The organism is Mesorhizobium sp. WSM4822 (genome assembly GCF_055811155.1).
In genome coordinates this window covers 142,421-168,249 of the sequence record NZ_JBVVQM010000013.1, presented here as the reverse complement: position 1 = coordinate 168,249, position 25,829 = coordinate 142,421, and the positions used below count along the sequence as shown (strand labels likewise).

At 63.0% G+C, this 25,829-nt stretch carries 26 protein-coding genes; 13 read left to right on the top strand and 13 right to left on the bottom strand.

Annotated features, from left to right (window positions below; genetic code table 11):
- The 3 genes from guaD (at nucleotide 1) to AC0L3E_RS26925 (ending at nucleotide 3,278) form a co-directional block, all read left to right on the top strand.
- The gene (gene guaD, locus AC0L3E_RS26935; RefSeq protein WP_128309780.1) at nucleotides 1-1,317 is read left to right on the top strand and encodes a guanine deaminase; all 1,317 of its coding nucleotides are present in this window, start codon (nucleotides 1-3) and stop codon (nucleotides 1,315-1,317) included.
- A gap of 195 nt (nucleotides 1,318-1,512) precedes the next feature.
- On the top strand, nucleotides 1,513-2,016 hold the full coding sequence (locus tag AC0L3E_RS26930) for a heme-degrading domain-containing protein (RefSeq protein ID WP_127331376.1): 504 nt from the start codon (nucleotides 1,513-1,515) through the stop codon (nucleotides 2,014-2,016).
- Nucleotides 2,013-3,278: a glycerate kinase type-2 family protein gene (locus tag AC0L3E_RS26925; protein WP_128307372.1), complete on the top strand. Its 1,266-nt coding sequence runs from the start codon at nucleotides 2,013-2,015 to the stop codon at nucleotides 3,276-3,278. Before AC0L3E_RS26930 ends, AC0L3E_RS26925 begins: the two co-directional genes overlap by 4 nt.
- A 63-nt stretch (nucleotides 3,279-3,341) precedes the next feature.
- Here AC0L3E_RS26925 and AC0L3E_RS26920 read toward each other — a convergent pair whose 3' ends face one another.
- The 4 genes from AC0L3E_RS26920 to AC0L3E_RS26905 form a co-directional block, all read right to left on the bottom strand.
- Nucleotides 3,342-4,799, bottom strand: a complete 1,458-nt coding sequence (locus AC0L3E_RS26920) for a UdgX family uracil-DNA binding protein (protein WP_128307373.1) — start codon at nucleotides 4,797-4,799, stop codon at nucleotides 3,342-3,344.
- A 2-nt stretch (nucleotides 4,800-4,801) separates the two neighbouring features.
- Nucleotides 4,802-6,037 carry a putative DNA modification/repair radical SAM protein gene (locus AC0L3E_RS26915; RefSeq protein WP_128307374.1) on the bottom strand — a complete coding sequence of 412 codons (1,236 nt, stop codon included), beginning with the start codon at nucleotides 6,035-6,037 and terminating at the stop codon, nucleotides 4,802-4,804.
- A gap of 86 nt (nucleotides 6,038-6,123) precedes the next feature.
- Nucleotides 6,124-7,530, bottom strand: coding sequence for a glutamine synthetase family protein (locus AC0L3E_RS26910; protein WP_128307375.1), 1,407 nt, complete (start codon nucleotides 7,528-7,530; stop codon nucleotides 6,124-6,126).
- Between the two features lie 11 nt (nucleotides 7,531-7,541).
- Nucleotides 7,542-8,921: an aspartate aminotransferase family protein gene (locus AC0L3E_RS26905; protein ID WP_128307376.1), complete on the bottom strand. Its 1,380-nt coding sequence runs from the start codon at nucleotides 8,919-8,921 to the stop codon at nucleotides 7,542-7,544.
- A gap of 156 nt (nucleotides 8,922-9,077) precedes the next feature.
- Between AC0L3E_RS26905 and AC0L3E_RS26900 the strand changes: the two genes are divergently transcribed.
- Nucleotides 9,078-9,530 (top strand): hypothetical protein, encoded by a 453-nt coding sequence (locus AC0L3E_RS26900; RefSeq protein WP_128307377.1) that lies wholly within the window; start codon nucleotides 9,078-9,080, stop codon nucleotides 9,528-9,530.
- A gap of 6 nt (nucleotides 9,531-9,536) precedes the next feature.
- On the opposite strand, the gene AC0L3E_RS26895 is transcribed toward AC0L3E_RS26900, so the two are convergent.
- Together AC0L3E_RS26895 and AC0L3E_RS26890 are read right to left on the bottom strand one after the other, a co-directional pair.
- Entirely contained in the window at nucleotides 9,537-10,511 is a 975-nt protein-coding gene (locus tag AC0L3E_RS26895; RefSeq protein WP_352580252.1) for a WD40 repeat domain-containing protein, read from the bottom strand.
- Between the two features lie 257 nt (nucleotides 10,512-10,768).
- A complete protein-coding gene (locus AC0L3E_RS26890; RefSeq protein ID WP_473606013.1) occupies nucleotides 10,769-11,812 on the bottom strand; it encodes a CobW family GTP-binding protein in 1,044 nt (347 codons plus the stop codon).
- A 196-nt stretch (nucleotides 11,813-12,008) separates the two neighbouring features.
- Here AC0L3E_RS26890 and AC0L3E_RS26885 point away from each other — a divergent pair, with 196 nt between their 5' ends.
- The gene (locus AC0L3E_RS26885) at nucleotides 12,009-12,740 is read left to right on the top strand and encodes an intradiol ring-cleavage dioxygenase (RefSeq protein ID WP_128307230.1); all 732 of its coding nucleotides are present in this window, start codon (nucleotides 12,009-12,011) and stop codon (nucleotides 12,738-12,740) included.
- Here AC0L3E_RS26885 and AC0L3E_RS26880 read toward each other — a convergent pair.
- Nucleotides 12,704-12,889 carry a hypothetical protein gene (locus AC0L3E_RS26880; RefSeq protein WP_127319450.1) on the bottom strand — a complete coding sequence of 62 codons (186 nt, stop codon included), beginning with the start codon at nucleotides 12,887-12,889 and terminating at the stop codon, nucleotides 12,704-12,706. The two genes, AC0L3E_RS26885 and AC0L3E_RS26880, sit on opposite strands and share 37 nt — an antisense overlap.
- A gap of 66 nt (nucleotides 12,890-12,955) precedes the next feature.
- Here AC0L3E_RS26880 and AC0L3E_RS26875 point away from each other — a divergent pair, with 66 nt between their 5' ends.
- The gene (locus tag AC0L3E_RS26875; protein WP_127266503.1) at nucleotides 12,956-13,426 is read left to right on the top strand and encodes a MarR family winged helix-turn-helix transcriptional regulator; all 471 of its coding nucleotides are present in this window, start codon (nucleotides 12,956-12,958) and stop codon (nucleotides 13,424-13,426) included.
- Between the two features lie 24 nt (nucleotides 13,427-13,450).
- Here the strand turns inward: AC0L3E_RS26875 and AC0L3E_RS26870 are convergent, their stop codons facing one another.
- The gene (locus AC0L3E_RS26870) at nucleotides 13,451-14,320 is read right to left on the bottom strand and encodes an AraC family transcriptional regulator (RefSeq protein ID WP_027039861.1); all 870 of its coding nucleotides are present in this window, start codon (nucleotides 14,318-14,320) and stop codon (nucleotides 13,451-13,453) included.
- A gap of 50 nt (nucleotides 14,321-14,370) precedes the next feature.
- Between AC0L3E_RS26870 and AC0L3E_RS26865 the strand changes: the two genes are divergently transcribed.
- From AC0L3E_RS26865 to AC0L3E_RS26840, 6 genes are all read left to right on the top strand, one after another.
- Entirely contained in the window at nucleotides 14,371-14,778 is a 408-nt protein-coding gene (locus tag AC0L3E_RS26865) for a DUF2000 family protein (protein ID WP_473606012.1), read from the top strand.
- 199 nt (nucleotides 14,779-14,977) lie between these two features.
- Nucleotides 14,978-15,862, top strand: coding sequence for a DMT family transporter (locus AC0L3E_RS26860; protein ID WP_352442663.1), 885 nt, complete (start codon nucleotides 14,978-14,980; stop codon nucleotides 15,860-15,862).
- A 76-nt stretch (nucleotides 15,863-15,938) separates the two neighbouring features.
- Nucleotides 15,939-16,961, top strand: a complete 1,023-nt coding sequence (locus tag AC0L3E_RS26855) for a LacI family DNA-binding transcriptional regulator (protein WP_292180338.1) — start codon at nucleotides 15,939-15,941, stop codon at nucleotides 16,959-16,961.
- A complete protein-coding gene (locus AC0L3E_RS26850) occupies nucleotides 16,958-17,941 on the top strand; it encodes a 2-hydroxyacid dehydrogenase (protein WP_473606011.1) in 984 nt (327 codons plus the stop codon). The genes AC0L3E_RS26855 and AC0L3E_RS26850 overlap by 4 nt, the downstream gene beginning before the upstream one ends.
- 16 nt (nucleotides 17,942-17,957) lie before the next feature.
- Complete coding sequence (locus tag AC0L3E_RS26845; protein WP_473606010.1) at nucleotides 17,958-18,545, top strand: hypothetical protein; 588 nt, start codon at nucleotides 17,958-17,960, stop codon at nucleotides 18,543-18,545.
- A gap of 119 nt (nucleotides 18,546-18,664) precedes the next feature.
- On the top strand, nucleotides 18,665-19,069 hold the full coding sequence (locus AC0L3E_RS26840) for a hypothetical protein (protein ID WP_032901504.1): 405 nt from the start codon (nucleotides 18,665-18,667) through the stop codon (nucleotides 19,067-19,069).
- Here AC0L3E_RS26840 and AC0L3E_RS26835 read toward each other — a convergent pair whose 3' ends face one another.
- A complete protein-coding gene (locus AC0L3E_RS26835; protein ID WP_027039854.1) occupies nucleotides 19,070-19,843 on the bottom strand; it encodes a gamma-glutamyl-gamma-aminobutyrate hydrolase family protein in 774 nt (257 codons plus the stop codon).
- A gap of 263 nt (nucleotides 19,844-20,106) precedes the next feature.
- On the opposite strand from AC0L3E_RS26835, the gene AC0L3E_RS26830 reads away from it, so the two are divergent.
- On the top strand, nucleotides 20,107-21,216 hold the full coding sequence (locus tag AC0L3E_RS26830; protein ID WP_027039853.1) for a TRAP transporter substrate-binding protein: 1,110 nt from the start codon (nucleotides 20,107-20,109) through the stop codon (nucleotides 21,214-21,216).
- Between the two features lie 84 nt (nucleotides 21,217-21,300).
- Here AC0L3E_RS26830 and AC0L3E_RS26825 read toward each other — a convergent pair whose 3' ends face one another.
- The 4 genes from AC0L3E_RS26825 to AC0L3E_RS26810 form a co-directional block, all read right to left on the bottom strand.
- Nucleotides 21,301-22,329, bottom strand: coding sequence for a zinc-dependent alcohol dehydrogenase family protein (locus AC0L3E_RS26825; protein ID WP_473606040.1), 1,029 nt, complete (start codon nucleotides 22,327-22,329; stop codon nucleotides 21,301-21,303).
- 18 nt (nucleotides 22,330-22,347) lie between these two features.
- A complete protein-coding gene (locus tag AC0L3E_RS26820) occupies nucleotides 22,348-24,129 on the bottom strand; it encodes a TRAP transporter large permease (protein WP_473606039.1) in 1,782 nt (593 codons plus the stop codon).
- Nucleotides 24,129-24,713: a TRAP transporter small permease subunit gene (locus tag AC0L3E_RS26815; RefSeq protein WP_473606009.1), complete on the bottom strand. Its 585-nt coding sequence runs from the start codon at nucleotides 24,711-24,713 to the stop codon at nucleotides 24,129-24,131. Before AC0L3E_RS26815 ends, AC0L3E_RS26820 begins: the two co-directional genes overlap by 1 nt.
- A gap of 186 nt (nucleotides 24,714-24,899) precedes the next feature.
- Nucleotides 24,900-25,805: a branched-chain amino acid ABC transporter permease gene (locus AC0L3E_RS26810; RefSeq protein WP_473606008.1), complete on the bottom strand. Its 906-nt coding sequence runs from the start codon at nucleotides 25,803-25,805 to the stop codon at nucleotides 24,900-24,902.
- Nucleotides 25,806-25,829: the final 24 nt, after the last annotated feature.

Here is a 25,829-nt window from a genome sequence, read left to right as displayed (position 1 = left end):
ATGACCTCGACACTCCTGCGCGGCCGCACGCTTTCCTTTGTGCGCTGGCCGCAAACCATCGACGATCATGCCGCCTGGCGCTACGAGGAGGATGGTGGCCTGCTGATCCGCGACGGCAGGATCGTCGCCGCTGGCACCTATGCCGATGTTGAAAAGCAAGCCGGCGAGGTAGCGAAAAAAATCGACCACCGGCCGCATCTGCTGCTGCCCGGCTTCATTGACGCGCATGCGCATTTTCCGCAGATGCAGATCATCGCCTCCTATGGCGCTGAGCTGCTCGACTGGCTGAACACCTACACCTTTCCGGAAGAGACGAAGTTCGCCAACGCGCAACATGGCCGCCGTATCGCGCGGCTGTTCCTCGACGAGATGGTGCGCCACGGTACAACGACGGTCGCCGCCTACTGCTCGGTGCACAAGGCTTCGGCGGAGGCCTTCTTTGCCGAATCGCATGACCGCAATATGCTCAACATCGCCGGCAAGGTGATGATGGATCGCAATGCGCCCGACGGCGTGCTCGACACACCGCAATCGGGTTACGACGACACGAAGGCGCTGATCAAGGAGTGGCATGGCAAGGGACGGCAGCTTTATGCCATCACGCCGCGCTTCGCCATCACCTCGTCGCCGGAGCAGATGGAGATGGCGGCCGCGCTGTGCCGCGAACATCCCGATTTGCACATGCAGACGCATCTGTCGGAGAACCACGCTGAGATTGCCTTCACGCAGGAACTCTACCCGTGGTCGCGCGACTATACCGACGTTTACGAGCACTACGGGCTGTTGGGCAAAAAGAGCCTGTTCGGGCACTGCATCCATCTCTCGGAGCGCGAAGCGGATGCGCTTTCCGACAGTGGCTCGGTGGCGGTGTTCTGCCCGACTTCCAACCTGTTCCTCGGCTCCGGCCTGTTCGATTATCAGCGCTTTCGTCGCCGCGACAAGCCGCTCCGCATCGCCGCCGCCACCGATGTCGGCGGCGGCACCAATTATTCGATGCTGCGCACCATGGACGAGGGCTACAAGGTGATCGCGCTGAACGGCGAGAAGCTCAACCCGTTCCAGTCCTTCTGGCAGATGACGCGTGGCAATGCCGAGGCGCTGTCGGTGGCGGAAAAGATAGGCACGCTGGACGAGGGCACCGATGCCGACATCGTCGTGCTGGACGCCAGGGCGACGCCGGCGATGCGGCTCAGGATGGAAACGGTCGAGACGCTGGCGCAGGAACTGTTTCTCCTGCAGACGCTTGGCGACGACCGCACCGTGCGCGAGGTTTATGTGGCGGGGCGCGCAGCGAAGGCGGATATGATCGCGGGGTAAGACCCCCTCACCCGGATTGCCAACCGAATTGCGAAGGGCAATTCGGGACAATCCGACCTCTCCCCGAGGGGAGAGGAGGAAGCCGAGGCCCGTGCTCGTCTCTTCTCCCCTCGGGGAGAAGGTGGCCGCGACGACGGGACCTTGACCGGGCGGAGCTTGTCGTACACACGATTTGTGACGATTCGGAGAACAAAAATGGCCGCTGCGGACGACATCGCTCTGATCCAGAAACAGGAAGAGACGCTGGTCTTCCCGGCGTTCGACGAGGCCGTCGCCTTCGAGATCGGCGCGGCGATCCGTGAGCGGGCACTGGCCGAGGCCATGCCGATCATTGTCGATATCAGGCTGTGGGATCGGCCGCTGTTCTATGCCGCGCTGCCGGGCTCGAATGCTTCCAATCCCGACTGGGCGCGGCGCAAGATCAATGTGGTCAAACGGTTCCTGAGAAGCACCTATCGTATGGTGTTGGAACAGCAGCGCCCGGACCGCAGCTTCAAGATCGGCGAAGGGCTGGATATTGCCGACTACGTGCTGGCCGGCGGTGGCTTTCCGGTGACCGTCAAGGGCGCCGGCGTCATCGGGGTGATCGCCGTCTCCGGACTGCCGGAGCGCGAGGATCACGGCGTCGTCGTAGATGCGCTATGCGATCATTTGGGCGTCGACAAGCGCGGCCTGGCATTGCCTCGGGACGCCGAATGACCGTGCTCGATCCCAAGGCATTCCTGACCTCCATCTTCAACGCCGCCATCGCCGCCGCCGACCCGGAACGAACCATCCGGGATCATCTGCCGGCCAAGCCGAAGGGCCGCACCATCGTCATCGGCGCGGGCAAAGGCTCGGCGCAGATGGCGGCAGCGTTCGAGAAAGCGTGGGACGGCCCTATCGAAGGGCTGGTCGTCACCCGCTATGGCTATGGCGCGACCTGCGAGCGCATTGAGATCATCGAGGCGGCTCATCCGGTGCCGGACGCTGCCGGTCTGGAAGCCTCGCGGCGCCTGCTCGCCAAGGTCCAGGATCTGACTGAGGATGACCTGGTGGTGGCGCTGATTTCCGGCGGCGGATCGGCGCTGTTGCCGTCGCCGGCCGGCAGCCTGACGCTGGCCGACGAGATCGCCGTCAACGAGGCGCTGCTCGCCTCGGGTGCGCCGATCGCGGCGATGAACACCATCCGCAAGCACCTTTCCACCATCAAGGGCGGCAGGCTGGCAGCGGCCGCATGGCCGGCCAGGGTGGTGTCGCTGATCGTCTCCGATATTCCCGGCGATAATCCGGCAATGGTCGCCTCCGGCCCAACCGTACCGGATACAGGCAGTCGCGCCGACGCGCTGGCCTCGATATCGGCCTATCGCATGAAACTGCCGGCCTCGGTGATGGCGCATATCAATTCGCCGGCCGCCGATGCGCCAAGCCCGGACGACGAGCGTTTTTCGCGCAACGAGGTGCATCTGATCGCTTCGGCCGGGGTATCGCTGGAAGCCGCCGCTGCGGAAGCGAAACGGCAGGGTGTCGAGGCCGTTATCCTCTCCGATGCCATCGAGGGCGAAGCGCGCGAGGTGGGCGGCGTCCATGCCGCGATCGCGCGTGAAGTGGCGACGCGCAACCGACCATTTTCGAAGCCGGTGTTGGTCCTGTCGGGCGGCGAGACAACCGTCACGCTACGGGCAAAAGGCAAGGGCGGCCGCAATTCGGAATTCCTGCTCGCCTTTGCTATCGGCATCAACGGCGTCGAAGGCATCCACGCATTGGCCGCCGACACCGATGGCATCGACGGTTCGGAAGACAATGCCGGCGCCTTCGCCGATGGCTCGACCGTGTCGCGCATGCGCTCGGCCGGTGTCGATGCCAAGGCCATGCTTGCCGGCAACAATGCCTGGACGGCCTTCAACGCGGTTGGCGATCTCTTCGTACCCGGCCCGACCGGCACGAATGTCAACGATCTCAGGGCGATTCTGATCAGGTAGCTGAAGCAATTCCAGGAAAAGTGTGAAGCGGTTTTCCGTCCGGAATTGCGAAAAACAGACTGGTCAGGCGGCCATTAGCCGCTTCACCAGCTTCATATCCTGCAGGAACCGTTCGCGTTCAGCCTCCTTGTCCGCGGACTCGCGGATGCGCAGAATGAAGGAGGGATGGATGGTGATGAACACGCGCAATCCGTCCTCGCGCTCGATCACTTGTCCGCGCATCTTTGTCACCGGGATCGCCTTGCCGAGCAGCGACATCGCCGCTGTCGCGCCGAGTGCCACGGCGAGGTTCGGCTTGATCAGCTCGAATTCCTGGTCGATCCACCAGCGGCAGGCCTGAATCTCACCGGAATTCGGCTTGGAGTGGATGCGGCGCTTGCCGCGCGGCTCGAACTTGAAGTGCTTGACCGCGTTGGTGACATAGACCTTTTGCCGATCGACACCGGCATCATCCAGGATCGCATCGAACACCTTGCCGGCCGGACCAACGAAAGGTTTGCCGGCAAGATCCTCCTGATCCCCCGGTTGTTCGCCGACGAAGATCACCTTGGCATTGTCGGGACCTTCACCGAAGACGGTCTGCGTCGCGTCGCGCCACAGCGGGCAGCGGCGGCAGCCTTTCGCTACCTCACGCAACTCGGGAATCGTGTCTGCATCATCTTCCGGTGCTTCGGCGGGCTGCTTCGGCCAATGCCGTGCCTGCACCTTGGCGTGGTGCGGCGCGGGTGTTGTCGGCATCTTCGCAATCATGTCCTTGGCGGCCTTGTCCGCTCCTGCGATCATGTCTGGAATGAGCGAAGCCTCGGGAAGGTTCCGCCAATATTTCTTCGGCATCTCCTTCTGCATGGCCTTCACCTTCAATCGCGCCGGATTGAAGATGTTCTCGAAATAGATGCGCCAGAGCGTCTCGGTGTCGTCTTGATCCGGCGCATCGCCCTTGGCCGCGCCCGGTCCGATAGCCAGCCTTTCGCCATCCCAATCGGCGGAGGCGTAGGGCGTCAGGATCGTCCAGCGCATGCCGGTGAAACGCCTGACGAAGAAATCGGCGTTGCGCTCGACGATGAAATGATCCGGCTCGAACCAGGCGACATAGCGCTCATCGGCATCGTCGCCGATTTTCCGGAAGCGTACGAAGGCATGCATCTTGTGGCTGTCGCGCCGAACCGCCTTTTCCATGGCCTCAAGCCGCCTGGTGTCGGGATCCGACGCGATTTCCAGCAGTTTAGGCTCGTCGCGCAACCGCCAGAGCATTCGGTAGAGAAAGGCAAACCGGCCGGGATCGGAATGGCAGAAGGCCGTTTCGGCATGCCCGATGAAGTCGCGCGGCACGACGAGTTGCGCGCGCGCAGGCACTTCGGGCAATTCTGCCTGATCAGAGCCCGGCGCGACATGCCAGTAGACGTCCTCGGGCCTGACCTCATTCAGGGCCAGCCGCCGTGCCGCGTCACGCCAGCCGGCAAAATCCGTCTCGCTGTCGAGCCGAACTCTGTATCTGGCGAGATCGAGTTCCGCCGGCCGCATGATCAGAACAACGACAATTGTTCGCAGGAGTGGGCGATCTTGTCGCGCAGGCCGGCCTTGTCGGTCAGCGCACCAGGCGACCAGCCTTCGGCGATGATGAACGGCCTGAGCTTGGCGATCGACTGGCAGACCCGCCCGACATCCTCCAGCCGCATGCGCCGATGCCGGCGCGTCTCCAAAATCTTTGCCACCACCTTGGTGCCGAGACCCGGCACCCGCAGCAGAGCTTCGCGGTCGGCGCGGTTGATGTCGACCGGAAACTGCCCCCGGTTGCGCAGCGCCCAGGCGAGCTTCGGGTCGATGGCGAGATCGAGCATGCCGTCGCTGCTCCCGGCAAGGATTTCCGGCTGCGAAAACCCATAGAACCGCATCAGCCAGTCGGCCTGATAGAGCCGGTGCTCGCGCATCAGCGGTGGTTTCAGCAAGGGCAGCGACGATGACGAATCCGGAATCGGGCTGAAAGCCGAGTAATAGACGCGCCGCAGATGATAGCTGCCATAGAGCCGTGCGCTGGTGTGAAGGATGCCGTCGTCGGATGTCTTGTCGGCGCCGATGATCATCTGCGTCGACTGGCCGCCCGGCGCAAAGCGTTCGCGCTTTTTGGTTTTCAAAGTCGGCTCGGCCTTCTCCTCCATCTTCTGGCGCAGCCTGGCCATGGAAAGCCGGATTGTCTCCGGCTTCTTCTCGGGCGCCAACCGCTTCACACCCTCGTCGGTCGGCAGTTCGACATTGATCGATAGCCGGTCGGCATAAAGCCCTGCCTTCTCGATCAGTTCGGCCGAACTTTCCGGAATGGTTTTCAGGTGGATATAGCCGGAGAACTTCTCCTCCAGCCGCAGCCGGCGCGCCACCTCGACCATCTCGCCCATGGTCTCGTCCGGCGAGCGGATGACGCCTGAAGACAGGAACAGGCCTTCGATGTAGTTGCGCCGGTAGAAATCCATGGTCAGCTTCACCACCTCGTCGATGGTGAAACGGGCGCGCCGCACATTGGAGGACGAGCGGTTGATGCAATAGCTGCAATCGTAGATGCAGAAATTGGTCAGCAGGACCTTGAGAAGGGAAATGCAGCGGCCATCCGGCGCATAGGAATGGCAGATGCCCATGCCCTCGGTGGAGCCGATGCCGCCTGATTTCAGCGAGTCCTTTTTCGCCGCACCGGAAGAGGCGCAAGAGGCATCGTATTTGGCGGCGTCGGAGAGGATCGCCAGCTTTTCACGGACGGTAAGTGCGCTCATCTGTTCATGATATGTTCTAAACAGAAGATACGCTACCTCATTTGATGGAGGCGGCGAAAAAGTGATCGCCGCCCATCATGAATCCATCAAACCTCGTGCAGATAGAGGTGGTAATCCAACTCGCTGACCGTGCGTGCCACCCGCAGATATTCGGACTGTTTGATCGCCACGAAGGTCCGGTGCAGGTCTTCGCCGAGCGCGTTCTTCAGGAAGCTGGACGTCCGCGCCGCTTCGATCGCGGCGCGCCAGTCGACAGGCATGGTCGTGCGCGTGACCGCTGCCTCATAGCCGTTGCCGGTCGTTTCGGGACCGGGATCGAGACCTTCGTCCATGCCCTTGATGATTCCGGCGAGCACGGTTGCGGCGATCAGGTAGGGATTGGCGTCGACGCCGGACGGCCGGTGCTCTATGCGCCGGTTCTTGGCGTCGCCGGCCGGCACGCGCAGCGCCACCGAGCGGTTGTTGACGCCCCAGGTCGGCGCCACCGGCGCATAGGATTGCGAGACGAAACGCCGCCAGGAATTGGCATGCGGTGCAAACACCAGCATCGATTCCGCCATGGTCTGGATCAGGCCGCCGAGCCCCTGCAGCAGCGGCAGCGACCAGCTCTCGCCCCCAGCTTCGGCAAAGACGTTTCGGCCGGCCTTGTCCTGCAGCGAAACATGGAAATGCATGCCCGAGCCGGCATATTTCTCGATCGGCTTGGCCATGAAACAGGCGGTGACGCCATGGCGGCGCGCCTGCGCCCGCACCAGCCGCTTCAGCATGACCAGATCGTCGGCCGCCCGCATCACATCCTTGCGGTAGTTCAGCGTCAATTCGTACTGGCCGGGCGCATATTCGGAAATCACCGTCTCGGCCGGAATGCCTTGCGCCTTGGCCGCCGCATAGATGTCGGAAAACAGCGGCTCCATGCCGTGCAGATGGTCGACCGAATAGACTTCGGTCTTGCCCGAGACGCGGCCATCGAGCACCGCGCGCGCCGGCTGCACCTTGCCGTCAGCGTCGCGTTCGTTGGCCAGCAGGAAGAATTCGAGCTCGAAGGCGCCGGCCGGATAGAGACCTTTGGCCGCGAGGATCTCCACCTGCCGCGCCAGCGCCAGCCGCGGATCCGACGACATCGGTCGGCCGTCGAGCATGTACATCGCCATCAGCAACTGGCCGCGCGGCGGGCTCGTACCGTAGAGCGGCACGAGCGTGCCGGGGATCGGCCATGCCCTAAGGTCGCCATCACCGGTCGTCCAGATCAGTCCGGTCTCGTGCACATCCTCGCCGGTGATGTCGAGGCCGAGGATCGAGATCGGCATATGGCGGCCGCCCTCGAAGATGCTCTTCAGTTCATGCCGGCGCACGATCTTGCCACGGCCGACGCCATTGGCATCGGTCAGCACGATATCGAAGGCCTCGATCTCGGGATGGGCGTCGAGAAAGGCGTGCGCCTCGGCAGGTGTCGAGCCCGAAGGTGAGGTTATCATGGCATTAGGGTGGTCCATCGCCGCTTGTCTCATGCCGCAAGCTTCGCCGCAACCGCGCCGAAGGCGGTGATCAGCCGGTTGACCTGGGCAGCCGAGGTCGCCGGCGAGATCAGCATCATGTTGTGGAAGGGTGCGATCAGCACGCCGCGATTGACCAGCGCGACATGGATGGCGGCCTCCAGTTCCGGTGCATGCGCCATTTCCGCCTCGGCGCCATTGCGCAGCGGACCGGGCGCACAGATGAACTCGACACGAGCGCCGACGCGGGAAACATGCCAGGGTAGGCGATAGCGATCGATCACGCCGGTCAGCCCGGCATCGAGCCGCCGCGCCAGATGATCCATCCGGTCGTAGTTTTCCTGCGTCATCACCTCTTCGAGCGTGGCGCGCATCGCCGCGAACTGAAGCGGGTTGGCCGAGAGTGTCGTGCCCATGCCGGAATAGCCCGGCTCCTTGGTCCTGTTGTAATCCGCGTAGCGTGAGGCAACGTCGTCGCTCATGCCCCAGACACTGGCCGGCACGCCGCCGGCGATCGGCTTGCCCAGCACGAAGAAGTCCGGGTCGAGACCATATTTCCTCGTGTAGCCGCCGGGGCCGGTCGAGATCGTGTGCGTCTCGTCGATCAGAAGCAGCGTGCCGGTTTGGCGTGTCAGTTTGCGCAGGGCGTCATGGTAGCCCGGATCGGCCAGCACCATGCAGGAATTGGTCAGCACCGGCTCGGCGATGACGCAGGCGACGTCCTTATCCCTAAGCGCGGCTTCGAGTACTGAAACATCGTTGAACTCGATGACCTTGGCCGTGCGGGTCAAGTCGCGGAACTCGCCCGCCAATCCCGGCCGGTTGACCGGCTTGCCGTCGATCAGCCGCACCATCGTTTCGTCGACCGAGCCATGATAGCAGCCGTTGAAGACCAGGATTTTTTCGCGGCCGGTGATGGCACGGGCAACACGCAGCGCAAAGCGGTTGGCGTCGGTCGCCGTCGTCGCGATCTGCCAGAATGGCATTCCGAAGCGCTGCTGCAGCAGCGGCCCAATGGCCAGCGCATCTTCCGAAGGCAGCATATAGGTCAGGCCGCGTCCGGCCTGGCGGCGGATGGCGCGAGCCACCGGTGGCGGCGAATGGCCAAACATCGAGCCGGTGTCTCCAAGGCAGAAATCGTCAAGCTTGTTTCCGTCGATATCCGTGATCGTAGCGCCCCTGGCGTTGTCGACCAGGATCGGGAACGGCGTCGGCCAATCGTTCATCCAGTGCATCGGGACGCCGCCGAAGAAGCCGGGCAGGCCGTTGCCGATCTTGGCTTGCGATTTTGGCCGCGCCTTGCGGAAGGCTGCCCCCTCGGTTTCGCGCAAATCGGCAATGCGGTCGCGGCCGATGCCGCCGATGGACGTGTTGGACGTGTCGCTGTGCATGAAAACCCCTCTGGTCGATCCCTCTTAGCCAATCCGTGTCCGCATCCGCAATTGGCCGCGCATCTGCCCTGCGTTGGCTCAGCCTTTGGCGGCGGCGCTTGACCGTGCTGCCGAAGTCAGCGCCAATATGAGCGGGAATTGAGGTGGAGGGGTAAAATGCGAACGATCATGTGTGTGGCAATGCTTCTGTCGTCGGCTGGCGCTGCCTTCGCGTCGGGTGGCATCTGGTGCTCCACCGAGGACACGGCGGCGACATTCGAGGTCGAGGCAGGCGTCACCAGAGGCATGGGCGGGCCGACCTTCAACTTTCGCGGCAACCTCGAAATTCTGAGCCGGCCTGCCGGCGACAGCCTGCGCAAGACGGTGTTCGAGGATTCCAACCTGACGCAGTACTGGCTCGACGGCAAGGAATTGCGGCTTAACATCTATCGTGAGCACGAGGCCGCGCAAAAGATCAACTCGGTTGAACTGACGATCCTGACCAAGACCAGCGACGAAGGCGTCTACGACGGGTACTATACGCTCGCCGTCTACGACGCCGCGGCGGATATGGACCAGGACGGCAAACCGGTTGAAATCAGCGGCAAAGTGTCGTGCGGAGCGGAGTGAGCGGGGTCAGGCCGTGATATCGATGACGCCGCAATCGCCGGCGGCACTGCCGAAGGCGACCCGGCGTTCTTCCTTGTCCCACATCATCGAGGTGATGGCGCCCTTGCCCGGCCGTCGCAACAGCACTTCCTTGGCGTCGGCAAAACGCACCGCCATCACCATCCCGTCATCATAGCCGACGGCAACGACATCCTGGCTCGGGTGGCAGGCGACAGCCGTCACCATGGCGTTGCCGCGCGTGCCGAGCTCCAGCGGTGCCTTGCCCATTGGACCATCCTTGCCTGAAAACGGCCAGACGATCGCCGCCGGCGCGCCGGAACTCGCCAGCCATTTGCCCTTCACACTCCACGACAGGCTTTTGACCTTGCCGGGATAGCCGGTCATGCGCATGTGCTTGCCTTCGGCGAGCTTCCAGCCGTGCAATGCGTTTTCTTGCATGGTGGTGACGAGGAAGGCGCCATCGGGAGAGAAGGTGATGCCGGTGTGGGCGCCGGCCCATTCAAGCTCCACCGGCTTGCCCTCGGCGGCCGGGAAATGCAGCGTCGCGCCATTGTAGCGGGCGACACCGAAGCGCATGCCCTTGGGCGAGAAGGCCAGCCCCTCGACCGAACGCGGATGGACGAATTCCCTCGTCTTGCCGTCGGCGAAGCGCACGAAGGCCGTCTTGCCTGAGGCATAGGCGATGGCGCCTTGCGGCCCGGCGGCAACGCTGGTGATCCACTTCTTGGCCGCGCTTGCCAATTCCGTGACCTCGCCGCCCGCTTTCACGGAAAACACCTTGCCGTCCTCGCCGCCGGTGATCAGCCGGTCATTGGCCCCATCAAGAAAGGCGGCGAGCAGCCCGTCATTGGCCTGAATTGTCTTGTGGCCATGGTCGAGCCGATGGACGGCGCCGTCGGCCATCGCGAAATGCGGCACGTCGCCGAGGAAGACGGCAGCGATGCAGTGGCCTTCGAGATCAAGCGGGGCGACTGTTGGCATGGGAGATTATTCCATTCGAGATTTATGCTGGTCGTCTAACCTCGCTGGGTCGCCAGCGCGGCTGGGTGCGGCCGGCCTTCTCCCCTTGTGGGAGAAGGTGGATCGGCGCGCAGCGCCGAGACGGTTGAGGGGTGGGTGACGGATCTCCGTCAGCGCCAAGCTGGAACACCCCTCATCCGACCGAGCTTCGCCCGGCCACCTTCTCCCACAAGGGGAGAAGGAAGGAGGGGCAGCGCTAGCGCTATAAAGTCTGGAAATCAAGCCGCCTGGCAGGCGTCAAAACTCTTCTTCAGCCGCTCGGCGTCGAGTTCCCTGCCGATGAACACCAGCCGGCTCTCATGCTTCTCGCCGTCCTTCCAGGCGCGCTGGTGGTCGCCCTCAATGATCATGTGCACGCCTTGGATGACATAGCGCTCATCATCGCCCTTGAGCGCTATGATGCCCTTCAGCCGCAGGATGTTGGGGCCTTCCATCTGGGTGATCTTCTCGATCCATGGGAAGAATTTCTTCGGGTCCATCTCGCCGCCGCGCAGCGAAACCGATTGCACCGTCACGTCATGGATGTCGGAAGCATGCGCATGATGGTGGTGCCCGTCATGATCATGGTGGTGATCGTGGCCGTCATGGTCGTGGTCATGATCGTCATGCGCCTCAAGGAAGTGCGGATCGTTTTCCAGTGCCCTCGACAGGTCGAAGGCGCCGCGGTCGAGCACTTCGGTCAGGTCGACGCCAGCGCGGGTGGTACGATGGATCTTTGCCGCCGGATTGATGGCGCGGATCGTCGCCTCGACCTTGGCGAGCTCTTCTGACGTGACGAGGTCGGTCTTGTTGAGCACGACGACGTCGGCGAAGGCGATCTGGTCCTCGGCTTCCCTGGAATCCTTGAGCCGCAACGGCAGGTGCTTGGCGTCGACCAGCGCCACCACCGCGTCAAGCCTGGTCTTGGAGCGCACGTCGTCGTCCATGAAGAAGGTTTGTGCCACCGGCACCGGATCGGCCAGCCCGGTGGTCTCGACGACGATGGCGTCGAAGCGGCCGGGGCGGCGCATCAGGCCCTCGACGACACGGATCAGGTCGCCACGCACCGTGCAGCAGACGCAGCCATTGTTCATCTCGTAGATTTCCTCGTCGGATTCCACGATCAGATCGTTGTCGATGCCGATTTCACCGAACTCGTTGACGATGACGGCGTAGCGCTTGCCGTGGTTTTCCGACAGGATGCGGTTGAGCAGCGTCGTCTTGCCGGCGCCGAGATAGCCGGTGAGAACGGTTACGGGGATCTGCGTCTGTGCGTCGCTCATGGCTTGCCTCGAATTATCTTGGCCGCGAAAATTCGGCCTAAGAAATGGGATTGTTGGTTCCATATAGGATGTGCGCCGGGCTTTTGCACGGGGCAAACCGATGGGCCAAACCGGCTTGCTGCATTGCCGAATCGTTGGCGAAAGCCGTTGTGATCGCCTAGATCAGGGCGACAGAGGCCAATTCGAGAGGCAAGATATGTCCGGCAAGCCATCCTCGTTCTCAATGAGCCGGCGCCAGGCGCTCGGTTTGATCGCGGTCACCGCCGGCGGTGGCGCCTTCCTGCCCGCCGCCGCGATGGCAGACCAGACTTCACCTTATGCCGGACTGGCCTTGTTCGAAAACGGCGCCGGTGTCTGCACCATCACGCCCGAGGCGACCGAGGGACCGTTCTATTTCGATCCGAAGCTAGAACGCGCCGATGTCACCGAAGGCAAGAAGGGCATTGCCCTTGATGTCCGGCTGCAGGTTGTCGACGCGGGCTGCCGCCTGCTTGCCGGCGCTCGTGTCGACATCTGGCATTGCGACGCGCAAGGCGCCTATTCCGGCTATCCCGGACAGGGTGATGGCCGCGATCTCGACACCTCGGGCCAAACCTTCCTGCGTGGTTGGCAAAGGACCGACGCGAGTGGCATCGTTTCCTTCGCCACGATCTATCCCGGCTGGTATCGCGGCCGCACCACCCACATCCATTTCAAGGTCTTTCCCGACGACAGTTCGGTGATGACCGGACAGTTGTTCTTCCCGGACAGCCTCAGCGAGCAGATTTTCACCGCTGTCGCGCCCTACAACGACCGGTCGGGCGAGCGCGACACCTCGAATGCCGCGGACGGCATAGCCAGGCGGGCCGGACCGCAATCGCAGGCTGCGCTGCGCGAGCTGGAGGATGCCTATCAGGCGCTGATGATCATCGCGGTGAAGTCCGGCTGAGCGGCGGTCACTCCATCACTTTGCTCGCGGCGAAAATTCCGGCCGGGAATTCGTTTGTCATCTAACTGAAATAAACATCTGGCATTAGCCACGGCGGACACCACAATGCTTGCCGGCAAAGCTGTTTGAAGCTCCGGAATCTTTTTCATCGTCGATTGCCAACCGGCCGGCTGCCTCTATGCTGCCCGCACCGGTACGGCCGAAGAGGGATGACCATGGCCAAGGCGGATAAGACTGCGACAATGAGCCGGCTGCATTCGGCGGCAAGGCTGGCAAGAACGGCGCTGGCGGCCCGGCTTCTGGCGCACGGCTTCTATGCCGGCCAGGATCAGATCATGCTGGCGCTCGACCGTGAGGACGGCCAGACGCCGGGCAATCTTGCCGGACGCCTCGGCGTGCGCCCACCCACCATCACCAAGACAATCAACCGGCTGCAGGCCCAGGGTTTTCTGGAAAAACGCGCCTCCTCGGCAGACGCCCGTCAGGCGCATATTTTCCTCACCGATACCGGCCGCGATATCATCCACGCGATCGAGAAATCGGTGAAGAAGACCGAAAAGCAGGCGCTGAAGGGCCTCGACAAGAAGGACCAGAAGTCGCTGTTCAAACTGCTTGCCCGCATCGAGGCCAACCTCTCGAACGAGGAACTGGTGCTCATCGACGACGACGCCGAGTCGGACGACTGACCGGCAGATTGTCGCGGCAGGCGATCAAGCCGCTGCGGCAGAGCCCTGGATCAGCGACGACCAGCGTCCCGGTGTCATGCCGAACGCCTTCTTGAATTGCCTGATGAAATGGCTCTGGTCGCTGAAGCCGGCTTCGACCGCGATCTGCGCCAACGGTTCGCCGGCGGCGATCATCCGCCGTGCACGCTGAAGCCGGCGCATCACCAAGAAGCGATGCGGACTGGTGGAGAAAGCGGCGCGGAAATGCCGTGACAAGGCGTAGCGGTCGAGCCCGGTTATCGCCTCCAGTTCGCCGGAACGCACCGGCCGGTTCAGGTTTTCCGTGAGATAGTCGCGCGCCAGTGCCACCGCCCGCCACGCCGTCCTGGTCATCGGCTTCGCCGACCGGCCGCCATGCCGTGTCAGGCTTTGCATCAGTTGCGCCAGGAAGTCGTCGACGAACAGCTCGTCGAGTTCCTGCTCCAGCGGCCCCAGCGCCGAAAGCAACGTTGCGCAAAAGGCGGCGTCCGTCACCACGCCATCCCTGACAAAAGGCAGCGAAGCGCCGCCGAGGCAATTGAGCATCAGCGACGGCTCCAGATAGAGCATTCGGTAGCGCAGGCCGTCCTCGGTGCCGGCACCTCCGTCGTGCAACTCGTCGGGATGAAGCACGATGATCTGGCCGGGCAGGCTGTGGCGCGCAGCGCCGAGATAGCGAAACGTCTGCACCCCGTGCAGCGTCACCCCGATCGAGTAGGTGTCGTGGCGATGCAGATCGAACGCGCTGCCATGGAAACGCGCCTCGATCCGCTCCATGCCAGCGGGGTCGGAGGCAGAGATGATGCAGTTTTCCGCCGCATCGACGCACAAACGTCCAAGACCCTTGAAGGCCTGGCTGTCTAGATCGTGCGACATCGTCTCCTTCAGCCTCGCATTGGGGCACAAGCTTGAATGGTCAATGTCTCATGTTCGATACGAAATTTGCAATCGTGCTCAGGGAAGATCTGCCTGTCTGGCAGAAACTCAACGTCACGGCCTTCCTCACCAGCGGCATCGTTGCGCAGTTTCCGGACATCATCGGCGAACCCTATCGTGACCGCGCCGGCAATCTCTACAATCCGCTGTCGATCCAGCCGGTCATCGTGCTGTCCGCCGACCAGGCAACGCTGGGCACCATCCACCGGCGCACCCTGGAGCGCGGCGTGACGACCTCGCTCTATGTCGAGGAGATGTTCGCGACCGGCTTTGACGCGGCCAATCGTGCCGTCTTCGCCGAATTCGCGCCTGAAGACGCCAAGGTGGTCGGGATCGCGCTTCGCGCCGAGAAGAAGCTGGTCGACAAGATCACCAAGGGCGCCCGCATGCACCCGTAGCTTACAAAGGTATCGACTAAGCCTGCCGCCGACACTTGTTGTGCCAGCCGGCTTTGGCGTGGCGACAGCCGACAATTGCCTTGCCGGGAGCCGGCGATTCCCGCAAAGGTGGGCTTCAGCCCAGCTTCCACCCGGCCTGCAAGTGAGTGCTCCCCAAAGACATGTAGAAAGCGCGACGCCCCCGGTGGCGATCCTGTGCATGCTTTCCACCTATGTCTGCTTCACCTTCCTCGACACATCAAGCAAATACCTCGTGCTTGCCGGCGTTTCCGTGCTGATCGTTGCCTGGGTGCGCTTTGCCGTGCATGTGGTGCTGGTCGGCACACTGCTGCGCGGCTGGCGCCAACCGGTGCGGTTTCGTCCGGTCAACCTGCCGGCGCATATCTTGCGTGGCGCGTTCCTGTTCGGATCGACCATATTCAATGTCCTGGCGCTCAAATCCCTGCAATTGGCCGAGACCACCTCGATCTATTTCTTCGGGCCGATGGTGATCACGGCGCTGGCCGGTCCGCTGCTTGGCGAGTGGGCAGGCTGGCGGCGCTGGCTGGCCATCTTGGCGGCGTTTGCCGGTGTCCTCATCATCACCCGGCCAGGCGTCGGCGTGTTCGGTATCGGACATCTCTTCGCGCTCGGCTCGATGCTGTCGAACTGCTTCTACGTCATCATGACGCGCCGCATGTCGGCGACCGAGACGTCGGAGAGCCTCATCCTGTTTTCGGCGCTGGCGCCGGCGCTGCTGCTTTTACCTCTGCTGCCGTTTTCGTTTTCCCTGCCGCATGACGGCTGGCACTGGTTCGTGCTGCTCATGCTCGGCGTGTTCGGCGGCGTCGGCCACTGGTTGCTGGTCCAGGCCTACCGGCTGGCGACAACCACGGCTTTGGCGCCCTATCCCTATTCGCAGATGGTGTGGATGATCATTTCCGGCTGGATCGTCTTCAAGCAGTTTCCCGACCGCTGGACATTGGTCGGCGCCGCCATCATCGTCGCCAGCGGCCTCTACATCGTCCACCGCGAGCATAGGCTTCGGCTGCGGAGCCGCGCGGCCTCGGATGTCGAGGCTGAAGCGTTGGCAAAAAAACTTTGATTTGCCCCCGATCAGTGGCATAACGCCGCCTTTAAACAGTTTAGGTCTGGAATTCAGGTCCGGGGAGCACACGTCGCTGGCACAAAAAATCAAGCTTTCGACGATCGCGGATGCGCTCGGCGTGTCCACGGCCACGGTCTCGCTGGCACTGCGCGACAGCCCTCTGGTTGCCGGCACCACCCGCGACCGCATCAAGGAACATGCCCGCGCCATCGGCTATATCTACAACCGTCGCGCCGCCAGCCTGCGCACCTCGCGTTCCGGCATTGTCGGCGTCGTCGTCCACGACATCATGAACCCGTTCTTCGCCGAGATCCTGCGCTCGATCGAAAGCGAACTCGACCGCAGCCGGCAGACCTTCATCCTGTCCAATCATTATGATCAGCTCGAAAAGCAGCGCACCTTCATCGATACGCTTTTGCAGCTCGGCGCCGACGGCGTCATCATGTCGCCGGCCATCGGCACGCCGGCTTCCGACATCGTGATGGCCGAGGAGAACGGCCTGCCGGCCGTGCTGATCGCGCGCACCGTCGAGGGTGCCGACGTGCCGGTCTTTCGCGGCGACGACTCCTATGGAACAGGCCTCGCCACCAACCATCTGATCTCGCTCGGCCACAAGCGCATCGCCATGATCGGCGGCACCGACCAGACCTCGACCGGCCGTGACCGCTACCAGGGCTATGTCAACGCGATGGACGCGGCCGGGCTGGAAGTCAGGCCGTCATGGCGCATCGCCGGCCCGCGCACCAAGCAGGCCGGCTTCGAGGCCGCCGGGCAGTTCCTGGCGCTGAAGGACAGACCGACGGCGGCATGCTGCTGGAACGACCTTGTCGCCATCGGCCTGATGAACGGCATCGCCCGTGCCGGCCTTGTGCCCGGCGTCGACATCTCGGTTACCGGCTATGACGACCTCGAAGAGGCGGCGATCGCGACGCCGGCTCTGACCACTGTCTGGAATGGCCAGCGCGAGGTTGGCCGCCGCGCCGCGAGCGCGCTGCTCGACAAGCTCAACGGCCAGACGGTGCGACCCTCGCAGGAATTGATCAAGCCGGAACTGCATGTGCGTCAGTCGACCGGCAAGCCGGTGGAGCGTGCATGACCAAGGCCGAACAGTTGCAGACCGTCGCCATCCTGGTGCCGGGCGATTTCAACGACCATGCGGTCGACCGCATCAACCGCACATTCAGGCGTGTCAGAATCGAACGCGCCGATCCGGCGCTCGTCACTGACGAGATGCGCAGTGATGTGCGCGGCATCGCTTCGTTCGCCGGCATCAACGCGGCGATGATGGATGCATTGCCCAACCTCGAACTCATCGCCTCCTTCGGCGTCGGCTATGATTCGGTCGATGTCGGGCATGCCCGGGCAAAGAACATCATGGTCACCAACACGCCCGACGTGTTGACCGAGGAGGTCGCCGACACCACGATCGGGCTGTTGATCAACACCATCCGCGATCTGCCGCGTGCTGAAACCTGGCTGCGCGACGGCAGCTGGGTGCGCAAGGGCAACTATCCGCTGAGCCGGCTGACCTTGCGCGGGCGCAGTGTGGGCATTTTCGGCATGGGCCGCATCGGGCAGGCCATCGCCCGGCGTCTGGAAGCTTTTGGCTTGCCGGTCGCCTACCACAACCGGCGCCGTGTCGAAGGTCTTCCCTACCAGTACCATGCGACCCTGAAAGGGCTTGCAGAAGCCGTCGATACGCTGATTTCGGTCGCGCCGGGGGGCGCCTCGACGGAGAAGGCGGTCAATGCCGAGATCCTGTCGGCGCTTGGCGCCAACGGCGTCTTCGTCAACATCGGCCGCGGCAGCACGGTTGACGAGGCGGCGCTCGCGGCAGCACTCGCCAACGGCACCATCGCCGCCGCCGGCCTCGATGTCTTTGCCGACGAACCGAATGTGCCCAAGGCGCTGCTCGACGCGCCCAACACCTCGCTGCTGCCGCATGTCGGCTCGGCCTCGGACCACACCCGCCGCGCCATGGCGGATCTGTGCGTCGACAATCTGGTGTCCTGGTTCACCGAACGCCGTCCGCTGACCCCGGTGCCCGAGACGGCGCATGTGAAGGGTCGAGGCTAGCCAAAAGGCAAATCCGATGGCTTTGAAGCCGCCCGAAAATTCCACTATCTCGGTCGCAACCAGTGGCCGGGAGCAGGTCGTTTCGATCCCGTACCCAAAACCGCCCGCCGCCACCTATATGGTAGGCGTCTTCATGCTTTTCTGGCTTGGCGGCTGGGCTTTCGGAGAGATTTCCGCCGCTCACCAGATCATGACGATGCCGGTTGGCGGAGGAACGGCATTTCTCGTATTCTGGCTTTGTGCCTGGACGATCGGGGGCCTCCTTGCGGTGCTGATGGTTCGTCGCGTTTTCCAGAGATCCGTGCCTGAAATGATGAAGCTGGAGGTTGCTGGGCTCGTCTATGATCCGGGAGTTCCCCCGTTCAAGATGCCTAGCTCCAGGTCCTTCCCGGCATGGCCCTCTTTGATGACGAAACGAACCGAACTCAAGATCGATCGGACGCAGCTCAAATCGCTGAAACTACGCGAGGGCGATACATGCAACCGCCTGACAGTCGACGCGGGTGCCCAGAGGGTCGAACTTGCCTCAGCCGCCACCGATGTTGAGCGGGAGTGGCTCTTCAAGCTCCTTTCAGATCGCTATTCGTTAGCAGTCCCGCAATAGGCCGACGCTTTCGTCGTCGACATCCGTTGATATCAGGAGCGGCGCTGCCACACTTATTAACGTCAGCTTAACGCTTTGGAATCATTGTTCAACCTGTCCGTGTACGTGGATGAAGAATGATGAAAGCACTTTCCGCATTGATCGCTGCCGCGGCGCTGTTTGGTGGCATCCAGCTGTTTCATGGCGGCAGCCGTGAAAGCGTGGCCAACGAGGCCGCCCCGTCCAACAGCTACAGGCTGGTCGCCAATGGCGATGAGGCGGTCTGTGCAGTCAGCCGCGGGGCCGAAATTTCGGACGGTTTGTCGCTGCTCACCGTTGCTCCCAAATGCCGCCGGCTCTTGCCGGGCATAGAGCAGGCGAAGTTCTGGCGCGAGCAAAACGATGGCACGGTCGCCTTCAGCGCCAATGGCACCGATCCGATCGTCACCTTCGCGGCTGCCGATGGCGACGGCTACGAATCCTATGCCCCGGCGCTACCATTGCTGTCGCTGGCGGCCACCGGTGACAAAAAATCTGGCGACTGATTATTCCGCCGCGGCCCGCGCGCCGGCCTTCGCTGCGGCGTGCAGCCGAACAGCATCGCCGAAGGCACGGAATATTTTCACCGAATTGCTGTCCGACTTGACCCAGTATTCCGGGTGCCATTGCACGCCGACGGCGAAGGCGCGGGCGTCGCGCACCGAAACCGCCTCGACCGTGCCATCGGTGGCGACGGCCTCGACCTGCAGCTTCGAGCCGAGCCGGTCGATTGCCTGGCGGTGCAGCGAATTGACCTTGATGTCGCCGGCACCGAACACGCCGGCCAGGCAACTGTCAGGTTTGATCGAAATGGTCTGATGGATGGCGAAGCGTTCGTCCTGCTTGTCGCTCACCGGCGCGCGGTGGTCGAGCGAGCCCTCGCGCTCCTGGATCTCGGCGCCGAGCGTGCCGCCCAACGCCACGTTCAATTCCTGGATGCCGCGGCAGATGGCGAGTAGCGGCACGCCGCGTTCGATCGCCCGGCGGATCAGCGGCAGCGTCGTGGCGTCGCGCGCCGGATCATAGGGGCCATTGGCTTCGCTGGCGTCGCCGCCATAGAGCGAGGGGTGCACATTGGATTTCGAGCCGGTGACCATGACGCCGTCGACCGACGATAGAAGTTCGTCGAAATCGAGCCGATCGCCGAACGATGGCACCAGCACCGGGAACACGCCGGCGCCGGTGATCGCCGCTTCCAGATATTGTTGTGGGGCTGCATGCCAGGTGTAGTTGTCGAACTGACGGACGTCGGTCGATATGGCGACGAGCGGCTGGTGCATTTTGGCTCTATGTTCCATCTGGGCAAGGATGTCCTGCCTGCAAAATAGGCCATCGCCGGGCATTTTTCCATGCCAAGTTTCAACGTGTCGCATGGGCCACGAAATGGCCTGTTAGACTATAGTTGCAGGGCAGCCGGGCTTCGCCGTCAAATCGGGCCGGCCTGCTGGACTCGACTTCTTGCCTGTGTATTGTCTCGAACGAACCGACACGGAAACCGAGGATTTCCTGGCGTCGGCCTGTTGATCCAAAAGGGAGGAACTTCATGGATCGTCGTTCATTCATTCGCAAGGCCGGTGCCACCGGCGTAGGTGCCGCGGCCGCGGCGGCCACGCTGGCGGCGCCTGCAATCGCGCAGTCCAATCCCAAGGTGACATGGCGGCTGGCGTCGTCCTTCCCGAAGTCGCTCGACACCATCTATGGCGGCGCCGAGGTGTTCTCGAAGATGCTGTCGGAAGCCACCGACGGCAATTTCCAGATCCAGGTTTTTGCTGCCGGCGAGCTGGTGCCTGGCCTGCAGGCCGCCGACGCCGCCACGGCCGGCACGGTCGAGGCCTGCCATACGGTGGCATATTATTACTGGGGCAAGGACCCGACATGGGCGCTCGGTGCGGCGGTTCCCTTTTCGCTCAACGCACGCGGCATGAATGCGTGGCATTACCACGGCGGCGGCATCGACCTGTTCAACGAGTTTCTCGCCACGCAGGGCCTTTTCGGCCTGCCGGGCGGCAACACCGGCGTGCAGATGGGCGGCTGGTTCCGCAAGGAAATCAACACGGTGGCCGACCTTTCCGGCCTCAAGATGCGAATCGGCGGTTTTGCCGGCAAGGTGGTGCAGAAACTCGGCGTCGTGCCGCAGCAGATCGCCGGCGGTGATATCTATCCCGCGCTGGAGAAAGGCACCATCGACGCGGCCGAATGGGTTGGGCCCTATGACGACGAGAAGCTCGGCTTCTACAAGGTCGCGCCCTATTATTACTATCCCGGCTGGTGGGAGGGCGGTCCGACCGTCCACCTGATGTTCAACAAGGCGAAGTACGAAGAACTTTCGCCGACGTACAAGTCGCTGCTGCGCACTGCCGCGCAGGCGGCCGACGCCAACATGCTGCAGAAATACGATTATCTGAACCCTGCGGCGGTGAAGCGGCTGGTGGCCGGCGGCGCGAAACTGCGCCCGTTCAGCCAGGAGATCATGGCCGCCTGCTTCGAAAAGGCCAACGAGGTCTACACCGAAATGGAAGCCTCCAACGCCCCGTTCAAGAAGATCTGGGAATCGATCAAGGGCTTCCGCAAGGAGCATTATCTCTGGGCGCAGGTGGCTGAATACAATTACGACACCTTCATGATGGTCCAGCAGCGCAACGGCAAGCTGTAGTCGGCCGGACTTCTGCTCAAAAGCTCTCTGGGCGGAACCCGCTCAGGGAGCTTTTCTGTATGTCCGGGAGGCGAAGCCGGCGGTTCAGCCTCGGCGCGGCACCACCAGAACCTTGACCTCGCCGGGCGCCGGCGGATTGGCGATCACCGCTGGCGCTTCTTCAAGCGATACCTGCCTGGAGATCAGCCTGTCGATCTCGATCGTACCGGAAGCGATGATTTCGGCGGCGCGGCGATGGGTGTAGGGATTGAGGAAGGAACCCAGCACCTTCAGTTCCCGGAACAACAGGTCGAAGGGCTCGAATTCCGCCTTCATGCCTTGCGGCGTTACGCCGAGGATGACGATCGTGCCACCGGCGCGGGCCACCCGCATCGACTGCTCGACGGTCTCTCGCACGCCCGCACATTCGAAGACGACGTCGACACCGCCTGGCATCAGCCCCGCCGGTCCGGCGATCGCATCGATGACATCGGTGGCTGTCGGATCGACCGTCATTGTCGCGCCGAGGTCCTCGGCGAGCGCGCGCCGCGAAGCTTGCCTGGTCGACAGGATGATGGTCGTGGCTCCCGCCAATCTTGCCAGCTGCACGGTGAGCAGGCCGATCACGCCGCCGCCAAGCACGACCACGGAGCTGCCCGGCTTGACCCTGGCAAGGTCGACGCCGTGCAGGCAACAGCCCAGCGGCTCGCAAAACGCACCGTGCATGGGATCGAGGCTCGCAGGCAGCACGAAAGCCTGCTTCTGCGGCAAGGCAAGATATTCTGCAAAGCCGCCGTCGCGATGAATGCCGATGGCGCGCAGATTGCTGCAGAGATTGACTTGTCCCGCGTGACAACGCGCGCAGCGCCCGCAGGCGATGTTGGGGTCGCCGGTGACACGATCGCCGATGGCAAAACCCGAGACCGATTTTCCCATCGCCTCGACGATACCGGAAAACTCATGCCCGGGCGTCACCGGCGGCGTGCACGGAAATTCGCCGTGAAACAGATGCCGATCCGTGCCGCAGACGCCGCAGGCTTCGACGCGCACCAGCAGCTCATCCGCACCGATGTCGGGCATGTCGACGTCGCGCAGCGTGATGCCGCCCACCGCTTCCAGCCGCACTGCTTTCATGGTCTTGACCATGCCGGTTCAGTTGAAGCTTGGCGGTTGCGACAGGTCGGGCTGTGGCGCTGCCGGCTTTGCCGGTGCCGGATCGCCGAAACTGGGCGGTTGCGAAAGGTCAGGAGCTGCCGGCGCCGTGCCGCCGCCAGCGGGCGCCGCTCCATCCGCCGGCGGTGTGCCGAGCGGTGACAGGCCGGGCACCTCCGGTACCTTGTAGTCGATGGTGCCCGGATCGACGGTCGTTCCCTTGTAGTGCATCACCATTTGCGGAAAGGCGATGGTCAACCCGATCATGATCACCTGGATGCAGACAAAGGGCACCGCGCCCCAATAGATCTGTCCGGTGGTCACCGGCGCGATTTGTTTGCCGGTGAGACGATCGAGATAGGGCACGCGCGCGGCCACCGAACGCAGGTAGAACAGCGCGAAGCCGAAGGGCGGGTGCATGAAGCTGGTCTGCATGTTGACGCCCAGGAGCACGCCGAACCAGATCAGGTCGATGCCGAGCTTGTCGGCGGCGGGCGCCAGCAGCGGTACGATGATGAACGCCAATTCGAAGAAGTCGAGGAAGAAGGCGAGGAAGAAGACGAGCATGTTGACGCCGATCAGGAAGCCGACCTCGCCGCCCGGCAGCGACGTCAAAAGGTGCTCGACCCAGATGTGGCCGTTGACGCCGTAGAAGGTCAGTGAGAACACCCGTGCGCCGATAAGGATGAACAGCACGAAGGACGAAAGCCTTGTCGTCGAGGCCAGTGCCTGCTTGACGACGTCCAGCGACAAGCGCCCCTTTGCCGCCGCCATGAACAAGGCGCCGACGGAACCCATGGCGCCGCCTTCGGTCGGCGTGGCGATGCCCAGGAAGATGGTGCCCAGCACCAGGAAGATCAGCGCCAGTGGCGGGATCAGCACGATGATCACCTGCTGTGCCAGCCTGGACATCATGTTGAAGTTCAGGCGCTTGTCGGCAATGGCCACGATGTAGATGAACAGCACCCCGGCGGTCGCGCCGAGAATGTCGGCGTTGTCGCCATGCGCCGGCGCCAGATAACGATATACTGCATAGGAAACCGCTGATGTGACCAGCAAAGCCACCAGCAGCGACATCACGCCATGGCCGAGTGTACGAGCCTCTAGCGGCAGCGCCGGCATCGAGTTCGGCCGGATGATCGACATGATCAGGATATAGGACATATAGAGGCCGGTGAGCACGAGGCCCGGGATCAGCGCGCCCGCGTACATATCGCCGACCGAGCGGCCGAGCTGGTCGGCAAGCACGATCAGCACCAGCGACGGCGGGATGATCTGGGCAAGCGTGCCGGAGGCGGCAATGACACCGGATGCGAGCCGGCGGTCATAGCCATAGCGCAGCATGATCGGCAGCGAGATCAGGCCCATGGCGATGACGGAAGCCGCCACCACGCCGGTGGTCGCAGCCAAAAGCGCGCCGACGAAGATCACCGCATAGGCAAGGCCGCCGCGGATTGGCCCGAACAGCTGACCGATCGTGTCGAGCAGGTCTTCGGCCATGCCCGATCGCTCGAGCACGATGCCCATGAAGGTGAAGAACGGGATGGCCAGCAGCGTGTCGTTCGACATCACTCGGCTGCCGTAGAAATTATCCGGCAATGCGTGCAGGAGCGGCCAGGCGAGGTTGATCGATCCTCCGGAATAAGGCGACAGCAGCACGCCGATGAAGAAGAACATCAAGCCGTTGGCGGCCAAGGAAAAAGCGACGGGGTAGCCGATCAGCAGGAAAATGATCAGCGAGGCGAACATGATCGGCGCCATGTTCTGCGCGATGAACTCCATCACGAACGCACCTCGTCGGCCAGCGCCTTGGCTTCGAGTTCGGCCTGCTCATGCACCGATATGAAGGGATTGGGGTCGTCCATGTCGCCGCGCATGATGGCGATCTTCTTGATGATCTCGGAGATGCCCTGGAGCGCGAGCAGGAAAAAACCGACGAGCAGGATGGCCTTGGCCGGCCAGATGATCAGGCCGCCGGAATTGTTGGACATCTCGCCGCTGCGGAACGACAGCGACACATAGGGCACGAAATAGATCACCATCAGCGTCACGAACGGCATCAGGAAGAAGACATGCCCGAGCAGGTCGATCCAGTGCTGCACGCGGCGTGAAAACAGGCCGTAGACGACGTCGATGCGGATATGCTCGTTCTGCTTCAGCGTATAGGCGGCGGCCAGCATGAAGGCGGCGCCGAACAGATACCATTGCAGCTCGAGCCAGGCGTTCGAGGATATGTCGAACACCTTGCGGATAATGGCGTTGGCGGCGCTCACCAGGATCGCCAGCAGGATCAGCCACGATATCCACTTGCCGATGAATTCGTTGGCGCGATCAATTGTCCTGGATAGAGCAAGAAGCCCTGCCATGCATTCCTCCCTTGTACCGGAGGCGTGCCGGCTTCCCCCTTTTGTCCGTCACGCCGCGTGGTCCAACGGTATGCCGCGCGTGGACTGACGGGTCAACAAGGATAGAGGGAGCAAATATCATCGCATGGCAGACAGTGCCCAATACCGGCGATCTGCCCTGGCGTCATGCAACCAAAGTCTGACGTTTCAGGCGATTTTGCCGGTGTCGCGGCCGGCGCCGATCAGGATCAGCGTCGTGACCAGGAACAGATACATCCACGCATCGCGCCATTCGACCGGGAAATAGCCGGCCCACAGCGATTCGGCCATGCCGAAGGCGGCCGCGCCGAGCGCCGCGCGCAATGGCGAGAGATAGCCGCCGACCGCCGTCACGAACAGGATTTTCAGGCCGTAGACGAGGCCCGAGCCGAAGCTGACATTGCCGTAATAAAGCCCGGCCATGACACCGGCCAGTGCGGCGCAGAAGCCGCCGAACAGCACCGCGCGCCGGAACACCGCGCGCACGTCGACGCCGCACATCGCGGCTGCCTTGGGGTCGTCGGAGACGGCGCGCCAGCGCCGTCCGAAGCTCGACCGGGCAAAGGCCCGGCTGGCCAGCGCGATTGCCGCCACCACCACGGCGCAGTCGATGATCTGGATGAGCGTCAGCGTTGCCTTGAAGGTGGCGCCCTGCGCGAAAACGATAGGCTGCGCCAGCATCGGCGGCAGCCACAGATCATGCGTGTCGGCGGCGATACGGCTCGCTTCGGACAGCAGCAGCAGGATGCCGAGCGTCGTCACCACGATTGCATTGGGCGTGCGATCGGCCAAAGGTTCGAAGACACTGCGCGACAGCACGTGGCTGATCAGCGCGGCATAGAGGAACGCAGCGACGACGCCGAGCGCCACCGCCGCCAGCAGCGTCAGCCACAGCACCTGATAGCCGAAGGCCGCGGTCAGGATCATCGTCTGGCCGCAAAAGGCGAACAACGCGCCATAGGCGAGATTGGTGCGGTGCAGGATGCCGTTGGTCAGCACATAGCCAAAGGCGAGCAGCGCATAAAGCGCGCCCGAATGCAGCCCGTTCAGCACCTGCTGGAAGAAATAGAGCATGCAAAACCTCGAAGCATGCCGCCC